The organism is Salinibacter sp. 10B (assembly GCF_002954405.1).
Lineage (GTDB): Bacteria > Bacteroidota > Rhodothermia > Rhodothermales > Salinibacteraceae > Salinibacter.
On record NZ_MQWC01000004.1, the window covers coordinates 535,425 to 555,815 of the forward strand.

At 59.5% G+C, this 20,391-nt stretch carries 15 protein-coding genes and 2 tRNA genes; 6 read left to right on the top strand and 11 right to left on the bottom strand.

Annotation, left to right across the window (positions count from 1 at the left end; genetic code table 11):
* Positions 1 to 14: 14 nt before the first annotated feature.
* From BSZ35_RS02465 to BSZ35_RS02475, 3 genes are all read right to left on the bottom strand, one after another.
* Complete coding sequence (locus BSZ35_RS02465) at positions 15 to 848, bottom strand: hypothetical protein (protein ID WP_146109976.1); 834 nt, start codon at positions 846 to 848, stop codon at positions 15 to 17.
* A gap of 245 nt (positions 849 to 1,093) precedes the next feature.
* On the bottom strand, positions 1,094 to 3,406 hold the full coding sequence (locus BSZ35_RS02470; RefSeq protein ID WP_219846570.1) for an AAA domain-containing protein: 2,313 nt from the start codon (positions 3,404 to 3,406) through the stop codon (positions 1,094 to 1,096).
* Positions 3,407 to 3,678: 272 nt separating this feature from the next.
* The gene (locus tag BSZ35_RS02475; protein ID WP_105010973.1) at positions 3,679 to 6,558 is read right to left on the bottom strand and encodes a helicase-related protein; all 2,880 of its coding nucleotides are present in this window, start codon (positions 6,556 to 6,558) and stop codon (positions 3,679 to 3,681) included.
* 851 nt (positions 6,559 to 7,409) lie between these two features.
* On the opposite strand from BSZ35_RS02475, the gene BSZ35_RS19430 reads away from it, so the two are divergent.
* Positions 7,410 to 7,498, top strand: a tRNA-Leu gene (locus tag BSZ35_RS19430).
* A 284-nt stretch (positions 7,499 to 7,782) separates the two neighbouring features.
* On the top strand, positions 7,783 to 8,445 hold the full coding sequence (locus BSZ35_RS02485; RefSeq protein ID WP_105010975.1) for a hypothetical protein: 663 nt from the start codon (positions 7,783 to 7,785) through the stop codon (positions 8,443 to 8,445).
* Positions 8,446 to 8,658: 213 nt separating this feature from the next.
* Here the strand turns inward: BSZ35_RS02485 and BSZ35_RS02490 are convergent.
* A tRNA-Arg gene (locus BSZ35_RS02490) sits at positions 8,659 to 8,732 on the bottom strand.
* 140 nt (positions 8,733 to 8,872) lie between these two features.
* Here BSZ35_RS02490 and BSZ35_RS02495 point away from each other — a divergent pair.
* The 3 genes from BSZ35_RS02495 to BSZ35_RS02505 all read left to right on the top strand — a co-directional run bounded on the left by BSZ35_RS02495 (position 8,873) and on the right by BSZ35_RS02505 (position 11,293).
* Positions 8,873 to 9,850, top strand: coding sequence for a CPBP family intramembrane glutamic endopeptidase (locus BSZ35_RS02495; protein ID WP_105010976.1), 978 nt, complete (start codon positions 8,873 to 8,875; stop codon positions 9,848 to 9,850).
* Between the two features lie 118 nt (positions 9,851 to 9,968).
* The gene (locus BSZ35_RS02500) at positions 9,969 to 10,337 is read left to right on the top strand and encodes a DUF2007 domain-containing protein (protein WP_105010977.1); all 369 of its coding nucleotides are present in this window, start codon (positions 9,969 to 9,971) and stop codon (positions 10,335 to 10,337) included.
* A 137-nt stretch (positions 10,338 to 10,474) separates the two neighbouring features.
* The gene (locus BSZ35_RS02505; RefSeq protein ID WP_105010978.1) at positions 10,475 to 11,293 is read left to right on the top strand and encodes a phosphatidate cytidylyltransferase; all 819 of its coding nucleotides are present in this window, start codon (positions 10,475 to 10,477) and stop codon (positions 11,291 to 11,293) included.
* Positions 11,294 to 11,617: 324 nt separating this feature from the next.
* Here BSZ35_RS02505 and rplI read toward each other — a convergent pair whose 3' ends face one another.
* From rplI to prfA, 4 genes are all read right to left on the bottom strand, one after another.
* Positions 11,618 to 12,067, bottom strand: coding sequence for a 50S ribosomal protein L9 (rplI, locus tag BSZ35_RS02510; RefSeq protein ID WP_105010979.1), 450 nt, complete (start codon positions 12,065 to 12,067; stop codon positions 11,618 to 11,620).
* A gap of 52 nt (positions 12,068 to 12,119) precedes the next feature.
* Positions 12,120 to 12,329, bottom strand: coding sequence for a 30S ribosomal protein S18 (gene rpsR / locus BSZ35_RS02515; protein ID WP_105010980.1), 210 nt, complete (start codon positions 12,327 to 12,329; stop codon positions 12,120 to 12,122).
* Positions 12,330 to 12,387: 58 nt separating this feature from the next.
* Positions 12,388 to 12,768: a 30S ribosomal protein S6 gene (gene rpsF / locus BSZ35_RS02520; protein ID WP_105010981.1), complete on the bottom strand. Its 381-nt coding sequence runs from the start codon at positions 12,766 to 12,768 to the stop codon at positions 12,388 to 12,390.
* Between the two features lie 232 nt (positions 12,769 to 13,000).
* Positions 13,001 to 14,074 (bottom strand): peptide chain release factor 1, encoded by a 1,074-nt coding sequence (gene prfA / locus BSZ35_RS02525; protein ID WP_105010982.1) that lies wholly within the window; start codon positions 14,072 to 14,074, stop codon positions 13,001 to 13,003.
* A gap of 594 nt (positions 14,075 to 14,668) precedes the next feature.
* Here prfA and BSZ35_RS19435 point away from each other — a divergent pair.
* Entirely contained in the window at positions 14,669 to 15,286 is a 618-nt protein-coding gene (locus BSZ35_RS19435) for an energy transducer TonB (protein ID WP_181149154.1), read from the top strand.
* A 20-nt stretch (positions 15,287 to 15,306) separates the two neighbouring features.
* Here BSZ35_RS19435 and glmS read toward each other — a convergent pair whose 3' ends face one another.
* The 3 genes from glmS to BSZ35_RS02545 all read right to left on the bottom strand — a co-directional run bounded on the left by glmS (position 15,307) and on the right by BSZ35_RS02545 (position 20,365).
* Positions 15,307 to 17,145, bottom strand: a complete 1,839-nt coding sequence (glmS, locus tag BSZ35_RS02535) for a glutamine--fructose-6-phosphate transaminase (isomerizing) (RefSeq protein WP_105010984.1) — start codon at positions 17,143 to 17,145, stop codon at positions 15,307 to 15,309.
* Between the two features lie 254 nt (positions 17,146 to 17,399).
* Positions 17,400 to 18,176 (bottom strand): LPS export ABC transporter ATP-binding protein, encoded by a 777-nt coding sequence (lptB, locus tag BSZ35_RS02540; protein WP_105010985.1) that lies wholly within the window; start codon positions 18,174 to 18,176, stop codon positions 17,400 to 17,402.
* A complete protein-coding gene (locus BSZ35_RS02545; protein ID WP_105010986.1) occupies positions 18,176 to 20,365 on the bottom strand; it encodes an OstA-like protein in 2,190 nt (729 codons plus the stop codon). Before BSZ35_RS02545 ends, lptB begins: the two co-directional genes overlap by 1 nt.
* Positions 20,366 to 20,391: the final 26 nt, after the last annotated feature.

Below are 20,391 nucleotides of genomic sequence, written 5' to 3' on the forward strand. Positions count from 1 at the left end.
AAATTCGAGCGGGCTCAAGAAGCGTTTCCGAGCACAGGCTTAAGTCGCTCGGCAATGCGGCTGAGTTGATCGGCGAGGTCATCCAGAACCTCGTCCCGCTCAACCCCGAGCTCTAAGGGAAGAGGAATGAGAATCGATGTGGGACGTGCCTCCCCACTCCGAACCTGAAACTCCGGCTCCAGCGCCCTCCGTGCTCCACTCTGCTGTTCAGGAGTTTGCGTGTCGAGACGCATCCACAAGGGCGACCGCCCCTCGCGGGCCCACCACACATACAGCAACCCAAGCGTCACATCGAAGCCATAAAGACTTGTGACGAAGGCATATCGATTCCGACTCGTGGCCATTCGAGTGTCGGAGTCCCATCCTTCGTCCAGCCGGGCTCGGAGATCCTGAACGATCTGAGTCAACTGACGCACCCGTTTCCCTACATCCTGTCCAATCTCGTCTCCGCGAAGCGGATGGAATCCCTCACTACTGTAGCGCTCACACAGGCTCTGGACCTGACGGACATCCTCTAATAGCTCTCGCATTCCACCTTCCGCTTGGAGCGCAGAGGCTAGTGCATCGAGCACTTCTTTCCACGACCGGAGAAGCAGCGTCGTCTCATTCGACAGCTTCAAAACAAACGAACGATCTTCGGACGAGCCATTTGCAGGAATGAATGATGAGGTCGCCCGGTCTCGAATCTTCGGCCAGAGATATTCTCGTCGCGGGTGCGGTACGAGAAAGAGCAGGACACTACCGGACGTGTCTGCAAGCTCTCGAAGATACCCGTTCGGTTGGTTTGTGGTAAGACCAGCCCAGAACTTCGACTCGACCAGCAACGGCACACTTCCATCTTCAGCCATTCCCCGCAGATCAGGCTGACCTTCGCCTTCATCTGTTTGCTCCTGGGTACCGAATCTAAGCGAAGACGATAGCTCCTCACCACTTTGCGTGCTCAGGTAGTCGATGAATGCCTCCCCGGCGACGCGGTGACGCAGGAGGTGACAGAGTCCCTCTGTAGCGAGATCTTCTGGGCTCTGTCCGAACTTGGTAGCGACCTGACTGAATAAACGAGTCAAAACAGTAGGGTAGCTTATACGATTTTTGTTCAGGTGCAGGAGCGGTACGTTTTCAATACCTGACGAGCACACCGATCAGGATCTTCATTAATATCACTCCCCGGGAAGACATTGAAGGTCCAGCCCAATTCCTGCAATTGGTTCCGTGTCCGCCAGTCTCGTTTCCATTGCCCCTGTCGCAGGTGCCACCGGGCTCCGTCGCAATACACGGCGAGTTTTATGTCGGGAAAGGCAAAGTCCGCCCGGCTTACAATTTGGTCTCCGTTTTTGATAACAAACTGAGGCTCGATGTCTTCGAGCTCCGGAATTTTCTGCAGTGCATGAAGGAGCTTTTTCTCGATCGGGGATTCGCACTGGCGCAGCTTCGGATCGACTGCTCGACCGTCCTGGGATGGCGGCTTGACCCTCATCTGCTCCGATGGCGCCCGATCCGTCACGAGCCGCCAGAGCAGTCGGTTATCCACTTGATGGGGACGTTCCTCGAACCAGGGCCGGTTGGCAAGAACAATGAGCTTCCCCCGGGCGCGAGTTGCGGCCACGTTCACCAGGCGTATTCCCGTATCTCCCCTCAGGAGCACTCCTGGACTCGATCGTCCAGGACCGTCGACAACGTCGAAGATCACGACATCGGCTTCACTGCCTTGAAACTGATGGACCGTCCCCACTTCGACCGAGTCGAAAATTTTGCTCTCGGCTTGACGCTCCTTCTTGATCGCCTCCCGAAGCAAATTCGTCTGGGCCCGGTAGGGAGAGATAATTGCAATTGAGGGAGCCGGCGTCCCGGCTTCTCCTACGATGGCACTGGCGACCTCCATCGCGAGACCGGCGGTGTACTCGTTCTCCCAGCTTCCTTTCTCTTTCCGACACCGCCCCATCCCCGCGGTATTGCTGGTGTCGAGAAGGACCACAGGCTTTCCTGACTGCGGGGGAAGGTCGACCAGCTCCTTCCGCTGCACCTCATCCACCTCACTTTCCACCCTCGGATAAAGGTGCTGTACTTTTTCCCAAAGTCCCTCCGTACAACGTCGCTGCGCGCGGATTTGGACGAGCGTCGAATCGTCCAGGTCTATCTCGCGTAGCTCCCCAGTTCCCGACGACACCCCGCTGAAGTCGAAGATGTCGTTTCCCATCCACTGCTGAGCGGTACGACTGCTGGACGCACTGCTCTCAAAAATGGGTCCCAGTTGTCGAGGATCTCCGGTGACGAGAAACTGCTCTTTCGCGAGGGACCCCAGGAAGACACAGAGCGCTGGGGGAGCCATTGTCGCTTCATCAAGGATCACCGTATCCCAATCCAACTCCGAAATGGGACTCGATTGCATGTACGCTGAGGTCGTCGTGGTCGCAACGATCCAGCTATCACTCAGATGCTCTCGTACGCGCTCACGGATCGTTTCCTGCGTTTCGAGGAGCTGGGCTCGAAGCGTAGCGAGTTCTTCGTCCGATGCGTGCTGATCACGCTCCTTCTTCCGTATCTCTTCCGAAAGCTGCTTCACCTTCCCATTGAGACGGTCCAGCTGCGGCGGACCAAGCAGTTCCGCGTGTTCGAGAATCTCTTGTTTCCGGGGATAGCCGTATCGCGTGACTCTCCGATTGCTGATGAGTTTGCTATAGTGCTCATGACCCGCATTGAACTGATCTACCAGCTCTGCAAGGGCAACGTCGACGGCAAGATTTGATGGAGCAACCATCAGTACACTGTGCCCCGGATCCCGTTGGATCAGCTCCTTGACAAAGTGTGCCACTCCATACGTCTTCCCCGCTCCAGGAGGCCCCCAGAGGAGTCGTCCCCAGGGCCGCCCGAGTTCAAGTAGTTGATCAGCGACCTCCACGGAGTCTCGGTCCACAACAGCCTCCGTCGCCTCTCGCCGAAAAATCTGCTCCACCAACCGAGGAAATCTCCGTGCCTCTTTGAGGGAAACGGCCAATTCCCGAAGCAGGTACCCTCGATCGATGATGAGTTTTGCCCCGGAGGGATCTTCTGGAACTCTCTGGTGAAAGGATATGAAGAGCTTACTGCTCTCAGGCTCTTGCCCAACCACCTTTCCTCGAACCATCCGTCCACCGGTCACACGGAGGTCAACTGGAACCTCGGTTAGATTGACCGCACTTTCTTCCGTTTCTATCTCAACGATTTGAATATGCCGGCCCTGCGTTCGCGTCAAATGCGTCACTCCATGTACAGTTAGGCTGATGGCTTCCAACCCAGCTGCGTATTCCTTTACCGCCTCCGCGACATGGTCCGCCTGGAACTCAATGTCGTCACCGGTAGAGCCCGAACCCGTCTCGTCGTTTTCGGCCTCCGACCTGACGAGCCGAGTCCCCTTGGTGGTCAGTTTCACCTTCTTGCCGTTCCGTGATATGACGAAATGTTTTTCACCCTGCTGGTTGAAGAACTCGGCATATGCTCGAAACTGGTCATCGAGCGACGCTGCCCCAGCGTGCTTCTTTGCAACTTTCCTCCATGTTACCCAATCACCTGTGGACTCGGAAATCAACGACGCTATAGTCTGGGCAAGCTTGATCTCGTCTTGCTGTGTAAGATCGTTCTTCCCCATGGTCTCTCAGAGTAAGCAGAACAAAAAATGAGCGGGGGCAACAGTGACCGACATCGTTAAGCGGGGTAATATACCGTCATAGCCAGGACGTCGAAGCTCCCCTCGGCAATGTCCGCAATGCCTTCGGTCCAGGATGTCACCTGTCCTCCTTCGGTTTCGGCCAACTCTTCCTGCATCGAACGCCGCTCGTGAACGATCTCGGTTCGCCGTTCGTCAACGGCCACCCGAAGCTGGTCACTCACGTCCTCGCGAAGCTCGGAGAAATCCTTGAGCGTCTCTCTCACCTCGTCTTCGGTGCGAGTTTGTGCAGTCGGGTCTGCCTCAATCAGTTGCTGCACCTGCTCCTCAGAGAGAGCTCCCTCGGCGTAAACCGGAAGGCCGACCGGCACCAGTTCCTCTAAAATCGAGGACGACGATCCGTCGCCGATCGCCACGGCGTAGCGGGCCAGAAGATGAAAGACCATCGCGACCTCCTCGGCTTCGTCAACAACGTAGTAGCTGGTACGGCCGTAGTGCTCTTCTGAGGGACGAAAGGTCTCTTGCTTCACCAGCTCCACGAGTCGACGAACGAGTGGGTGCCCAAGGTCGAGGACCGTCACGTCCGGATCGTCCAGCCCGAAAGACGGATCGAAGGTGGCCCGCTCGATCACGCGCCCAACAGACTGCGTGCGGAGCTCCGGATGGGCAATCACAACTCGCAACGAGCCATCACCATTCTCCTCTACTCGGCATCCAAAGCGGTCTAATCCGCTTCGTACAAAGCGCTCAATCTGCTCGGGTGAGCCGATCGTGCGTTCGGTCTCCTCCAGCCGCTCTTGAATGTCCGGCAATCGAATGTCGGTCTGGCCGTAGAAGCTGTCGTCCTCGATACGGTCGAGCGTTTCGGTCGAGAACGGATCTTCGACATCGCTCGTCGCCTCGCTCGATTCGCTGGATTCCTCATCGAAGAGGTGCAGCTGCTGCGGGCCGACCTTGATGTCGTGTTGAGCCAGGAGCTCCATGATGTCGGTCTCCTCCCCGAAGTACGGCGGCGAAAACCCGTATTGCCGCCGGATCTCCGCGGCCTTGTCGACCAGCACGCTCATGATGCTCGCGTCGAGGGTCTCGTCCATCACCATCGTCCGGATGTGGACCGTGTCCTTCTGCTGCCCGAACCGGTCTACCCGCCCGTTTCGCTGCTCCAATCGATTCGGATTCCAGGGGAGTTCGTAGTGGACGACCTGCGCCGCCGCGTGCTGGAGGTTCATTCCCTCCGAGATGGCGTCCGTCGCGACGAGGACGGCCTTCTTCGACCGATCGAACGACTGGAAAACCTCCCGACGCTTGCGCTCGGGGAGGCCGCCGTGGATCGTAAACACGTCCGTGTCGGCAAACCGATTGGAGTCGCCAATCTCCTCGGCCAGGTATTCGAGCGTGTCGACGTAGCGCGTGAACACGATCACCTTCGGGTCTTCCCGAAGCCGATCCGGCAGGACAACCTCCAGAAGCTTCGTCAACTTGTTGTCTCGGGAGGACGTCACGCTGCCGGCCGCCTCGATGGCCTCCTCCAGCTGCTCAAGCTCGTTCTCGATGGCAGCCACGTCTCCGAAGACGGAGCGCTCGGTGCGCTTCGACGCCTCTTCGCTGTCGAGGCGCTCGCCGGTGTCCTCGTCGAAAACGTTGGCCTTTGCCTCCTCCTCCGAAATCGACACCTCTGCACTCAGCTCCTCCTGAATACGCTGCTGAAGGCTCTCCTTTCGGTTCTGCAACGACCGGCGCAGGGCCTCCGGCGAGCTGAGGGCACGCTTATGGAGGTGGAGGACGGTCCAGTTTGCCAGTGTGCGCGTCTGTGCACTTCCCCGTTCGGCACTCGACAAGACCCGCTGCCCGTATTCTTCGACGGCCTCGATCGCCTTCTGCTCGTAGGAGGTCGGCGGTACAATAATCTCCTCTTGGTCCCGATCCGGAAAGGGATTGTCGTCTGCGTCTTGGCCAAACCATTCCTGCACGTCCTGCCGCCGGCGCTGGCATACATAGTTTGCTGCCCGATCCCCGTGAATCGTCGGGTCGTGGGACGGCCCCGTGACGAGCCCTTCTCTGAGCAACCGGAGAAGGCTCGCGAATGAGTCGGTGTATCCGTTGTGTGGGGTCGCGGTGAGGAGAAGCAGATGTTTGATGCGGTCGCTGTCAGCAACCGCCTGCGCAAACTCCCACCGCTGCGTCGACGCCGATTGGCCCGGGCTTGACTCGTGCGGCTTCGCGGCAAGGTGCGCCTCATCGAAGAGGGCAACGTCCCAGTCCTGCTCCAGAATCTGATTCTTGACGGCCGGCTGCTTCGCGTAGTCGATCGAGGTGATCAGCACCGGGAACTGTCCCCACGGACTGGCCCCGGCCGGGAGCTCGCGCTCCATTTCCCGGCGGTGCCGGGACGAGATGATTCGAGCGGGCAGGTGGAAGAAGTAGTCCAGCGCCTCCCGCCACTGCTCGCGCAGGGCCGCCGGGACGACGACCAGCACGCGAGACGCCCGCTGTCGGGCCATGAGCTCCGTGATGATGAGTCCGGCCTCGATCGTTTTCCCGAGCCCCACGTCGTCGGCAAGGAGCATCCGCACCCGCTCCTGCATCTCAAGCGCCATCACGACCGGCACCAGCTGGAAGTCCTTCGGGATGACGCGACTCCGCTGCAGGCTCAGGAGCGGGGCCGTGCCGTGTAGCATACTTAGCCGGTGGGCACGAAGCAGAAGATCCTGGGCCGCCTGGGCGCCGATGAGCTCCCTCGACGGCCAGTCCAGATTGCTCCGATTGACGTCCTCCACCGGAAGATAGAATCGCTGCTGTCCGGCATCACCGCTATCGATCGGCGTCGCGGTAAGAATCTCGTCGTCTTGCTGGTCGACGCGCCAAAGTCGATCACGGGCGGAGATGACGGTGCCGGGCGAAAAGCTCTGTTGGGCCATCCTGGAGTTGCGAGTCTAACTGATAGGCTCCAGTTGGAGCCAAGAACTGTCGGTGCGTGCTAAAGAGAAGCACTGCCCTCCAACATACAACTCTACCACCGCCGTGACAACGACCCTGTATTCCTGACTTCAACCGATCGCGCAACCCAATAGCTCTACTTCGTTGCGGATCGAACGGGAATCGGATTTCGGATCTGAATCGACGAGATCACTTGACTTTACTTGACAAATAATCGCCCCGGCTCCGGCCCACAGCTCTGAAAGTTGTGATCGTGAGTCCGACCCATGGCACAGATCTCAATCGAGTAGGAATCGAACGTCGAGATGACTGGGGAGATCGGGTTCGTCTCCCTCGACCCTCATGTAGGTTTCCTCATTCAGGATGGGAACGTAGCTGCACCGACACCCCTCATTGGCACAGTTCCCGTGAGGAAGTGGTGTTTGGTTACGTGCTTCCTGAATTGTGTACTGCTTGCCATCCCGCTTCAGGCATGGCGTACACGTGTCCTGATCGCGTCGGGACATAACCATCACTCTGTGTGCTCCGAAGCGCTCCGCTCGATCGAGGAGCTTGGCCGCGAACACGTCCGACTCCAATTCCTCGGGAGCCTCTTCTTCCAGGTATTGACCGGATAGAAACTGTTGTGCCTCTTGTCGGGAAAACTCGGTATGAGCCCTTACAATCTTCTCGAATTTGCTCTCGGTCGGCCAACCGGGGACCAGGGGAAAATCCATCGCTCTACGGATGTGTTGAGAAGACGATAGGAGCTTGTATTTCGACCCATTTCGGAGGTTTTGGGGACGTCATGGGGACGAGATTTTTCGATCACGGCCATATTCGGCATCCTAAGGCCCTGAAAGCCGTTTTGTGGTAACACACCACGTGATTCAGGGTCACGTGGCCTTTACGGCCGTGGAGGTTCGAGTCCTCTCTCGGGCACCGTTTGGAACTCCTCTCTCAAACCCCGCTCAGCCCCGTTATACGGCGGTTGAGACGGGGTTTCTCTATTCCCCTTCCCTCTGTGCCCGTTTCTCCCCTCTCCTCGCAAAGCGGGTCATCCCCCCTAATTGTACATCCCACTGTGTACAGGCTCTTCTCCAGTGCCAGCCGTTGATTGCGACAATTGTGATCGCCCTCAACTCTGGCCGTTCCCCTTTGGACACCTTCCAGGGCCTTCGTCGTATGTCCCTTCCCCACCAGCGACGTACAAGGCCTTTCTGCTCATGACGACAACCGCAGACGAGTCTTCCCGTCCCGACGCCTTCGCGAATCTGCCCAAACACATCAGCTACGTGCCTCAGGGGGGCGGCTCCGGCCTGCAGGTCCGTATTTGGCGAGACGGGACTACCTACCAGAAGTTTTTTGCCCAAAGCCACTTCGACACGGACGAGGACTGCCTCGCTGCCGCCCGGTTTTGGCGCGACCTCAAACTCCAGGAGCTTCCGGCGCCTCAAGGTCCCGGCGTAGAGCAGACGGAGAATGTGCGTGAAAAGATCAGCGAGAAGATGACGCGGACCGGCATCCGGGGCCTGGGCTTCCAAGTCGGAAAGAAAAGCGGCACGTTTCGCCTCTACGCAACTGCCCAGTGGCGAGAGGAAGGACAAAATTGGTCGAGGATGCGCTCCCTACACGCCCATGGGATCGATGGCGCGGCCACTCAACTCTCCAGGATCCTCGTCACGCAAATCCCGGAGCACAAAGGAACGAATCCCGCCCAACTGGCAACGGAGTGCGCCCGGGCGCTTCGCCGGCTCATCAGCCGCATCTATCGGTCTGGACGGTACCCCTCTTCCCGCCATGGTCACGAGGAGGAGCGATATGAGGCCCTTGCCCGGTTCGTCGAGCAGACGGCGTCCCTGCCCGTGGAACCGCCGGACGATGCCTAACCATTTTGCTTTATACGGCCCCTCTTCGCCGAGCACTGCCCCACACATGCGATCGGAAACCCCTGCCACCGAATGGCCGACAGCAATGAGTCAATCGCAGACGCTCGCTCGGTCCGTCCACGACTCCTTTCTTTGGTCCCGCCCGTCCTTCGGCGACTGAGGACATCCAATAAAAACACCCGCTTCCGGCGAGCAGAAGCGGGGGGTTGGTCGTGCGCTCGGGAGGATTCGAACCCCCGGCCTTCGGTACCGGAAACCGATGCTCTGTCCGACTGAGCTACGAGCGCATCTCTGCTAATATGCAGTCATGTCCTTCGGGTCACACCCCGAAATGTTCCTGCGTCCTGCGAAGAATCGGCAAAGGGACAAACCGCAGGAGACGCGAGACTTTCAATCGTGCACTTCTCATGCTAATACGCTCGTCGCCATGGACGCCGATCGCTCGAATGCCGACGCTTCCACCGCCCCCACGTTGAACGATCAATGGGGGCGACCGCTGTTCTTGAACGGCCCGCTGGAAACCTCTCGCCGGTCTCCGACGACCCTGCTCGTCATGGGCCTCCTGGGACTGGGGGCTTCCTTCATCCTCTTCCAGGTGGTCGTAAGCCCCATTCTCCTCTTCGCGCAAATTGGACTGTCGGAAGGCGGACTTTCGAACCTTGGGGATCCCAACGCCCTCCTCACTACCTATACGCGCGAGCTGATTATCAGCAACAGCGTAGGCCAACTCTTTGGACTCGCTGTTCCCGCCCTCCTGATGGCCCGCCTCCACACTCGGCAGGTCACTAGCTACGTGCGATTCCGGGCCGTCGACCTCCGGCTCGTGCTTCTGTCGATTGTTGGGGTTCTGGCCCTCCAGCCCGTCGTGCAGTGGCTGGCGCAGATTAACAAGCAGTTGCCGCTCCCGGAAACCATGCGGATGCTTGAGCAATCGCAGCTTGAACTGATCCAATCCGTCTTGGAAAGCGGGCTCGGGGTGGAGTTCAATCTGGTCATGTTGGCCCTCGTCCCAGGAATCTGTGAGGAACTGCTCTTTCGGGGATACGCGCAGCGCCAATTCGAACGGGCGACCGGTGTGGTCGGGGGGATTCTCCTCTCCGGAATTCTCTTCGGCCTGTACCACCTTCGGCTCTCCCAGCTGCTGCCACTGGCCCTCCTTGGAATTTACCTGGCCTACCTCACCTGGCGTACTGGGAGCCTCTGGCCTGCCATCCTGGTCCATATGGCACACAATGGGATTGCCGTTCTGGCGGCCCGATACGCCCAACAACACCCGTCCTACGACCTACAGACCCTAGAGCAAGCATCGATGCCCTGGTATGCTGTCGGGGCCGGATTCGCCATTTTCGGCGGCATCCTCTATGTTTTGCACCCGCTGGCGCACCAGCTTCGCGAGAACGAGTAGAATGCCCTCTTTCTGACCGAAAGGACCCCGCAAGGGGCATCGGTTCTATACGAGGCCTAGTTGTGGTGTCGGAGCGCCGGTGTGTTCGCCGTTGCCAATGAACAACGCTTCTGTTCCTATGAGCAAGCACGAGGACTGGGTGAGCATTTTCCGCACAAGCACCGACTACGAAGCTGATTTGGTCCGCGACCGCCTGGATGACAGTGGGATCCCTGCCGTCGTCCTTACGCAGCGCGACCATGCCTTTAACCTCACTGTTGGGGACCTTGCGTCCGTTCACGTCATGGTGCCGCCCGACCGGGCCGACGATGCTGTTGAACTGCTGGAGCAGCGGCTTGATGACGACGCCCTCGAAGAGGCCGCTCTCGGGGCCGACCCGGACGCGCCCGATGCACGCACGCCCGACGAGGAATCAAAACTCGACTCAGGACATGAGCACATGGACCTGGGTCCGCCCGAGGAGGATCCCGAGGAGGAGAACGACTAGGTCGCTACTCCTCTCCCGTCCGTGGCTCCCCTCCACTCATCCGGGCTCGACGGGCGCCCCCGTGCGATCTGACGGGCGAGTCGCCTTTCTATCCGTCGTTCACGGTTCTTCCCACTGACACCGCGTAGCGCGTTCTCGTGAGCAACAATCTGCAACGGATCCTAACCGCCCTCGTCGCAGCCCCATTGGTGATTGGTCTCGCCTATTGGGGCGGCTGGGCCTTTGTGAGTCTCGTCGTACTCATCGGCGTCGTCGGTCAGGTTGAACTCTATCGAATGGCCCGCTCAACCGGCGCCGCCCCCAACGACACAGGCGGCCTCGTGCTCGGGACCCTCACCGTGGCAAGCCTGGCCTGGCCGTCGCTCTGGCCCGTCACGGCGGGATGGCTGGTGACCTTCGTCGTCCTCGCCCCCTTCCTCCTTCCGCAGACCCAGTTTCTTCCAAGCCTCACCACCACTCTAACCGGGGCCATATATCCGTCGGGACTGCTCGGCAGCCTCGTGCTCCTGCGCACGGCTCGTGCCCCCTCCGTCGACTCAACGACGGCGTTCTGGATGGTCGTGCTTACCTTCCTGCTCGTGTGGGCCACCGACATTTTCGCCTACTACGTCGGGAAGTGGATTGGCCACCGATCCCTGGCCCCGTCCATCTCGCCCAACAAGACGTGGGAAGGAACCCTCGGGGGCCTCGCCGCCGCCCTGCTCGTCGCTGTCGGCATGAAACTCACCGTCCTCCCGTTCCTGACATGGCAACACACCCTTGCGCTTGGCCTCATTGGGGGTGGGGTGAGTCAAATCGGCGACCTAATGGAGAGTCAACTCAAGCGATCGACCGGAGCAGATGACTCCAGCTCTCTTCTTCCGGGGCATGGCGGGGTGCTCGACCGCTTCGATGCTATGGTCGTAGCCGCCCCACTCATCTATCTGTACCTCTCCCAGATCGTCGATCTCTTCTAATCCCTCACCTCCTCGCCCGTCTGCGCCTGGACGTTTCCTGGGCCTGCACGGCAAAATGATCCGAGAACACACCCCTTCTCCCGCTGAGAATATCCGCCAGTAGACGTCCTCGGGGCCACACGTACGGAAATGAGGGATACCGGTGACACTCCCCGATGCAAAAAGGCGTTAGAAAGACAAAACGAAGAAAATTTGCCTGTCCGTGAGGGTGCCTAAAGCTCACTTCCCGATGATCCTCGGCGGGTTCTACATCTGGCCAAGAGCCTGCCACTGGGGACTGGACGAGACAACAAGTCCAGCCCCCATGCGGAGGCGTCTACATTCTTATCCGGACTCCGGAATGACCTGGATGTCGAGAGATGCAGTCACATCGTTCCGAAGACTGATCGTCGCGGTATACGCCCCCACGTAGCGGATGTCCTCGTCGAGTTCGATATCGCGGCGGTCGATATTGAAGCCTCGGTTCGAGAGCTCGACAGCAATCTGCTGGGTCGTCACGGTGCCAAAGATGCGGTTGTCCTCCCCCACCTTGGCCGAAAAGACGACCTGCATGTCTTCGAGTTCTTTTTTCACCTTCTCGGCCTCCTCCTTCTTGGCCGCCTGCTTCCGGGCCTGTTGCCGCTCCTCATCGCGGAGCTGGCGGATGGCCCCGTCGGTGGCCACGCGGGCCAGTCCCTGTGGGATAAGATAGTTGCGACCGTAGCCGTCGGCCACCTCGTGGACCTCCCCGGTTTCGCCCAGGTGCTCCACGTCGTCGAGTAGAATAACCTGCATGGTATCGTCCTGTCACTCAATCGTGTGCGAAAGAATCGTCGTCGCCCGTGGATTACCGGATCGACTCCGATACGTAGGGAAGCAGCGCGAGGTGCCGAGCCCGCTTAATCGCCGTCGTAATCTGGCGCTGAACGCGAGCCGGAACCGAATTCACGCGGCGGGGCAGGATTTTGCCCTGGTTGTTGATAAACTGCTCCAAAAACTCGGTGTCTTTGTAGTCCACGTACTCAATGTGTTCGTAGTCAATGTCTTCGTTGGCCATGGGTCGTTAACAGATTGGGTTCGACAATCAGTGTAGAAAGCGGGTGGCGGCCGCGGCGCTACTCTTCGCCGTTTTCCTCGTCGGCCTCCTCTTCTTCGCGGGCCTCCCGTTTCTTGCGCTTCTCGTAGTGCCGCTTCATCTTCGCGTCCATCCGAAGCGTGAGGTACCGAAGCACGTCGTCGTTGATCTGCAACTCGCGCTCCAGCCGCTGGATGAGCGTGCCGGGGGCCTTGAAGTACATGTTGACGTAATACCCGCTCCGCTTGCGGTCAATCTCGTAGGAAAGGCGCTGATTGCCCCACTCGTCGACCTCAAGAACATCTCCGTCGTTGCTCTCGATGAGATGATTGACCTTGCGGACGATGTCGTCCACCTGATTCTGCTGGACGACCCCACTAATGACGTACGTGAGCTCGTACTGATACTTGTTGCTTGCCATAGTCGAATCTCCCTTTGGAATGATCGAAACTCATGCCCCTCGTAGTACCCCGACAGTCGTCGGCGTGCGGAGGAGCAGGGATGAGAATGCGAAATGTATGTACGACCGCGTCCGGAAGAGGTCGCACGACTGCCTTGAAAAGGGAGTGAGGATTCGCTAGGAAAGCAGACGGAACGGATGCAATCCACACGCCCACGAGCGCCTGTGCTCCCCCTTCCCTCCGTGCCAGACACTACAAATTAGCGAGCTTCTCGGCGTTTTCCTCCGCCCGAAGAGCGTCGATGATCGGATCGAGGTTTCCATCCATGATGGTCTGGAGCGAATGATTCTTCTGTCCCCCCTCTAGCCGGTGGTCGGTGACGCGGTCCTGCGGAAAGTTGTACGTCCGAATCTTCGCTGATCGATCGCCGCTCCCGACCATCGACCGGCGCGCCTGTTCCCGCTCCTCACGCTGCTCCTGGAGCTTCTTCTCGTAGAGGCGCGAGCGCATGACCCGCATCGCCTTCGATCGATTCTTGTGCTGGCTCTTCTCGTCCTGGCACGACACCTCAACCCCGGACGGAATGTGCTTGATGCGCACTGCCGAGTCGGTGGTGTTTACGGACTGCCCGCCCGGCCCCGTTGCCTTGAACGTTTCGATCTTGAGATCACTCGGATTGATGTCCACGTCCACCTCTTCGGCTTCTGGCAGGACCGCCACCGTGGCGGCGGAGGTGTGAATGCGACCGCTCGACTCGGTTTCTGGCACACGCTGTACACGATGCACGCCGGCTTCGTACTTGAACGTGCCAAACACGTCCTCGCCCTTCACCCCGAAGATGACTTCTCGGAACCCCCCCTGCGTGCCCTGCGACACGTCCATCATCTCGTAGGTCCAACCGTGCCGCTTGGCAAACTTGGTGTAGAGCTCGAACAGGTCCCCGGCAAAAAGAGCCGCCTCGTCCCCCCCCGCACCGGCTCGAATCTCGATTATAGCGTTCTTCTCGTCCTCCGGGTCCTTCGGAATGAGCTTCTGCTTGAGGTCCTCCTCCACCGCCGGCATTCGCTTTTCGAGCTGGTTGAGCTCTTCTTTTGCCAGCTCCTCCATCTCGCCATTCTCGGTGCGCACCATCTCCTGAAGGTCGTCGCGCTCCTGCAACAGGTTCTCGTAGCGATTAATCGCCTCCACGACCTCCTCGAGCCGACTGTGCTCCTGGCCCAATTCCTGCATTTGATCCGGATCGGTGGCCACCTCGGGGTCGGCCATCAGGCTCTCGACCTCTTCGAAGCGGCGTTTCACCTTTTCAAGTTTCTCTAACTCAATCATGAAGCGGGGGACATCTATCGAGGCGTATGCAGGTGATGTACGATCCCCTTGGGTTCGAGTTCGTCGTCAGAACGACCTGTGTCTCAGTTCCGCTCATTCGTCTGGTTTTTTCTTCGCTCTTTCGCCCCCTTTCATCAAGCTTAACAAGAAAGACTTGATGGTAAGACGGCCTCCGGCTATCCTCTTTCACAAAAGTGAAGAACAGATTCATGTTGCCCTCGTCATTCTTGAATCTCTCCCATCCTCAGTATGATTGCACGCGTCTCCGTTCTCACTCTCCTCCTCTCCCTGATGGGACTTATGGGGGGATGCTACTCTCCTCGTCCGTCTTCTTCCCCGGACGCTTCTCTTTCCCCGACTCGGATTCCCACCACGCCGGATTCACAGGCAACGCTCCCGCGTCCGCTCTTTTACCGGAGCTCATCGCCGATCCCGGCGCGACCGCAGCCGGACGTCCCGACCGAAGCAAAGCTGGAGACGGCTGCCCACAGGAGCGGCGGGAGAATCCATCAGCATCCCGCCGGAGCCTCGCCTCGTGCCACGGTGGAGGTAATGGGAGGCAGGGACACAAGCAAAAGGGCACACTGGGGACTCATGATCCATTCTGTGGTCCCCGATCGCTCTTCGCTGTCCCCCAACTCGTTCGTCAACCTGTTTGGAAAGAAGATGATGATGCAGCGGGGGGAATCTTGGCGCACCCTGCAACGGAAAAACGACTCGCTCCATGAAAAGCGATTCGTGCCTCTTTCGGCCCGGGATGTCCACCGCCTGGCCCACGTCGATACCGTGAGCGTAATCTTGAATCGGACCCACTACCAGTTGCCGTCCCGATTCCGGCGTGAGCTTCATGCATTGCACAAGGCAACACCTGACTCGTTGTCCCCCGATACGGCACAGGTCAACAATCAACTGACCGTCTTCTATTCTCCAGAAAACGATCCGGCCGTTCAGGGAGGCGTGAGCACGCTGGTCACCGCCATGAGCTATCCTGCAGACGCGCGGAAAGAGCTGCTTGAGGGAACGGTGCAGATTGGATTTCTCATCGAGCCGAACGGCTCCCCCTCCCATATTCAGATCCTTCGTCCGGCCCACCCCACCCTCACGGCCGCCGCCGTGCGCGGGCTCAAGCAGCTTCGCTTCACCCCTGGAACCCACGGGGAACGCCCGGTGCCGGTCTGGCGCACGATGCCCGTTACCTACAACGTCCGCTAGTGTGAACGTTTGCCCCCCTGCTACTCCACCGTCACACTCTTCGCGAGGTTGCGCGGCTGGTCCACGTGGCACCCGCGCATGACGGCAATGTGATACGAGAGCAACTGGAGCGGAATCACGGTCAGGAGTGGGGACAAAAATTCCTTGGTCTGGGGAATATTGATGACGTACTCGCAGAGTGCGTCGAGGTCCCCGTTCTGTTCGTCCGTAATCGCAATCACCGAGCCGTCTCGCGCAGCCACCTCTTCGATGTTGGAGAGCACCTTGTCGTACGTGCTGTCCTTCATGGCGATGAACACCACCGGCATGAAGCGGTCAATGAGGGCGATCGGCCCGTGCTTCATCTCGGCCGCCGGGTATCCTTCGGCGTGAATATAGGAAATTTCCTTCAGCTTAAGCGCCCCTTCCAGGGCCACCGGAAAGTTGTACCCACGCCCCAGATATAGAAAGTTGGAGGCGTACCGGTAGACTTGGGCCATTGCCCGCAGTTCATCGTTATTATTCTCCAGCACGCCTCGGACCTTTTCCGGCACCTCCGAGAGCGCCTGAATATTGCTGGCCATCTCGGCGGTTGAAAGGGTTCGTCCTTTAGCCAGCTTGAGGGCAATCATGGACAGGACCGTCACCTGTGCCGTAAAGGCCTTCGTGGAGGCGACGCCAATCTCGGGTCCGGCGTGCAGGTAGACCCCTGCATCGGTTTCTCGGGCGATGGTGGACCCGACGACATTGCAGATCCCGAAGCATTTCACCCCTTTGCTCTGTGCCTCCCGGACCGCGGCGAGTGTATCGGCTGTTTCCCCACTCTGGGAAATGACGAGCACCACGTCCCCGTCTCTAAGAATGGGATCACGGTAGCGAAACTCACTTGCGTACTCCACCTCGACCGGAACCTGAGCAAACGACTCGATCAGATACTCACCCACCAATCCCGCATGCCACGACGTACCGCACGCCGCGATAATGATCCGGTCAGCATCGTAGAGTTCATCCCACGCGTCGTGGAGTCCTCCGAGCACGATGTCATTGTCCTCAGGCAGCACCCGGCCGCGCATCGCGTCGGCCATGGCATCGGGTTGCTCCATGATCTCTTTGAGCATGAAGTGGTCGTACCCGCCCTTCTCGATCTCGCTCAGACTCCACTCCAGCTCGTGCACTTCTTTTTCCAGAGGCTCATTCTCAATGGTGCGCACCTCATACCCGGAACGCCGCACCTCCACCATTTCTCCGTCGTTCAGATAAACAACCTGCCGCGTGTGCTCCACCAGCGGCGCCGCATCCGATCCGATGAAGTATTCCCCCTCTCCAACCCCAAGGATGAGAGGACTTCCCTTCCGGGCAGCAAGCAATAAATCGGGGTCGTCGCGGGACACCACCGCGATGCCATACGCCCCAACGACCTGGGTAAGGGCCTGTCGCACTGCTTCGGGAAGACTCAATTCCGCCTCGTGCTTCACCTCTTCAATCAGGTGGACTAGTACCTCCGTGTCGGTCTGGCTATCGAAGGCATATCCCTTCTCCTGCAGCTGCTTCTTGATCGCGCTATGGTTCTCGATAATCCCGTTGTGAACCAGCGCAAACGACCCATCCGAGCTGACATGGGGATGGGCGTTTACGTCATTCGGAGCCCCGTGGGTGGCCCATCGCGTGTGGCCGATGCCGAGCGTCCCCTTCATCGGTTGCCCGTCCAACGCCCCCCGCAGGTCATCCACCTTCCCCTCCTGCTTCTCAACGCTGAGTCCGTCGTTTCCGACGATCGCAACCCCGGCCGAATCGTAGCCCCGGTATTCAAGCCGCTTGAGTCCCGTGAGGAGCACCCCTTCGGCCTGCTCGCTACCGATATACCCGACAATTCCACACATACCTGAGAGTTGATCTGATGAAAGAGTGACCAGTGAAAGACCCCCGAACTGGGGCTCCCGAAATGAGAAAAGATCGATGCGCACTGCCGAATCTGGCTAAGCGCCCGTCGCACGTACTGCCGTCCCCCTTTCTGCAAGTGTCGTGCCCAGCTACCGACCCGTGTTCATTTTCGTAGCTGTGGACGGCCTGTTCGGTCCGGAACGGTCGTGTCTACGGAGACGGATCAGAGCTCAGGGCCCTTACCGATCCTATACTAGTACCGATCCAGAGAAAACTTCTCTCCCAGGTACCGCTTCCGAACCTCGGGGTCGTCCGCCAACTCTTCGGCCGTGCCCTGCTTCAAGATTTGCCCCTCATACAGCAGGTAGGCCCGATCCGTAATGGCGAGAGTCTCGTGCACGTTGTGATCGGTAATCAATACCCCGATTCCCCGTGTTTGAAGATCCGCAACGATCTGCTGAATGTCTTCCACTGCAATGGGATCCACCCCAGCAAAGGGTTCATCCAGAAGAAAGAACCGAGGCTGTGTCGCCAGCGCCCGAGCAATTTCGGTGCGACGTCGCTCTCCCCCAGACAACGAGTAGCCTTTCGACGACCGCACCCGGTCCAGCCCGAACTCCTCAATAAGCGACTCGACGCGGGCCTCTCGCTCTTCATCACTGATGGGTTGAAATTCGAGCACTGCGTGGAGATTGTCCTCCACAGTCAGCTCGCGAAAGACCGAGGTCTCTTGGGCCAGGTATCCAATACCCCGGCGTGCCCGCTTGTACATCGGCAGGCGCGTAATGTCATCATCCCCCAGGAGAATGCGCCCCTCGTTTGGACGAGTCATGCCCACAATCATGTGAAAGGTGGTAGTCTTGCCAGCGCCATTGGGTCCCAGCAGGCCAACGATTTCTCCCTGCCTCACCTCCAGGCTGACGTCGTCCACCACCGCCCGCTTGTCGTAGCGCTTGGTGAGGCCGCGCGCCGACAACGTCAAGGGAGGCTCGGAATCGTCCCGTGATTCGGTTGTTGAGTTCGACGACATTATTCTGAATCCGGTTCGGAAGAAGTCGCGGTCGTGTCAGCGGCCTCCGGGCGACGTGCAGGTCGCTGGAGCGAATCGGGGCGGTACAAACCATCGGACGCCCCCGTCCCCCTGCCCGGCTCCACTTCCTCATCAGCTTTGGACGACGAAGCGGCCCCTTCCTGCGGTGGCCCCGGTGGTCCCGCCGCCCGGCGCCGCCGATCCAACGGGGGGCGCGACTGCGTATCAAGGCCCAATCGCTCCCGTATCCGCGGCGTGCGGAGCAGTCCTTGTTTGGTCGGTTTTCGGTCAGGTGTCCACTGAAAGCCCGAAAGCTGAAAGGGATTCGGGATGTCGTCCGGGCTACGGTAGTACGAACTCTCCACACCTCCGATTACACTGACGCGCTTCACGCTGTTCTCCCGAAATCGGAGGACAATTCGATCACCCGATGCCTTCGCCGCCCCTTTCAGTGCACCCTGCTCTGTGGTAAGGAAGCGAATTGCCTGCGCGTTCGGCTCGGCCTGAATGCGTCGAAGCGAGTCGCGACGGAAAAACGCCGTGATGTCTTTTCCCTTAAGTTGTTGAATGCGATCGATCGTGGTGTCTTGCTGAGCCGCAAAGGCCGCCCCCCGTACGAACACGGTGTCGAGGCTTCGCTCGTGGGCCCGGACCCGAATTGAATCTCCCCACACCTGTGCCTGCTCGAACCAGGTCACGGGCGCTTGGAAGAGACGCGTCTCCTCAAGCGGCGTGTCCTCCTCTGATCGAGGCGCAGGACGATCCCACACGCGGGCACCATGACGAGTGCGAGACGAGGAAGGCCGTCCCTGATCGGGCGCTCGCGAAGACGGGTCCTGCACTTGAGAACGCGATGCACGCCCCCCCGCATCCGGCGGGGAGACTTGTACGTCTCGGGACGCCGCAACAGTCGAATCGACCGGAGGAGACTGCATCTTAGTCTCTCCCTTCGAGACGGCCACCGGCCCCGCGAGAGCGGGCGGCTCAGTCTCAGCCACCAGCGAGTCCAAAACACTGGCGTAGGTCTGCTCCGGCGTCGGGGGCGTCGGGTCAGAATCCGGCAGGGGCGCCGGGGCCCGTGCCGAATCGGCCTCACCGGCCGCCAATACACGATCGTACACGGCGGAATCGGCCACGGCCGCGAGGTCAGACTGCCAGATGCGTACCGAGTCGACGGCAATGAGGCGACGGTAGGTCTCAGTTCGGATGGCCTCCAGTTGATGCGCTCGTACCGCCAGCGTATCCTCAGGCGCGCCGGTCGAATCCATTCGGACCCGAACGAGGACGGCCCGTCCTTCCACCCGACTATACTGCCGCTGCTCCTGGTTGTCTACCCAGTCCCCAAAGAGATACGTCCGGGACGTCGTGTCGGCCGAAACGACAGCGGTTGAGTCCGTCCCTTGCTGTCGCCCCTCCGTTTCGTTCGTTTCCTCACGCCGCAGAAACACCTCCCCCACAGCGATCGATCGGTCTTCGTCCCGGAAATATGTCAGCGAGTCGGACTCCAGATACGTTTCCGGATCGGTAAGACGCACATGTCCTCGAAATTCTGCCCGCTGCTCATTGGACCAGTAGGTTCCCATTTGGGCTCGGAGCACGCGACTGCTGTCAACGAGGGTCACGCTGTCGGGAAAGACCGAGCGTTTTTCCCTGGTATAGTAGGTGGCCCGAGGTGCCCGCACCACCACTTCTCCATCGGTGAGGCGGACGTGGCCCCGCGCATGGCCCACCTTAGTTTGTTTGTTATACCGTACCGTATCGGCCCGAAGCGTATCTCCACGCTCGTAGATCACCACGTCCCCCGTAAAGAGCACCTCGTCTCGCTCCAGGTATCGCAGGGCAAAGTTGGACCGGAGGCGCGTCGTGTCGTCCTTGACAAACACGTTGTCCAAAAGCTCCTGAAGACGCTCGCCATCGCGTTGAATCGTACTGAGCGAATCGGCACTCACGTCGTACGTATCTCGTTGCTCGCCAGCCCCGACGTCTTGCGACCGGACCGAATCGGGCGGGGCAGCCGGCGGTGCGGTAACGGAGTCGTCAGGGAGACTATCAACCGCCGCGGAGTCTGCTACCTGCGCATGGACACTTTTGCCGCCGAAACTCGCCAAGCAAAGCACCGCCAGGAGCACCGCAACACTCCCCCGCCCCCTCCTCACAATCCCAAATGTGATCGTTGGGATACTCATCATGCCCGCCGGATGAGGTTGGGCTCAGT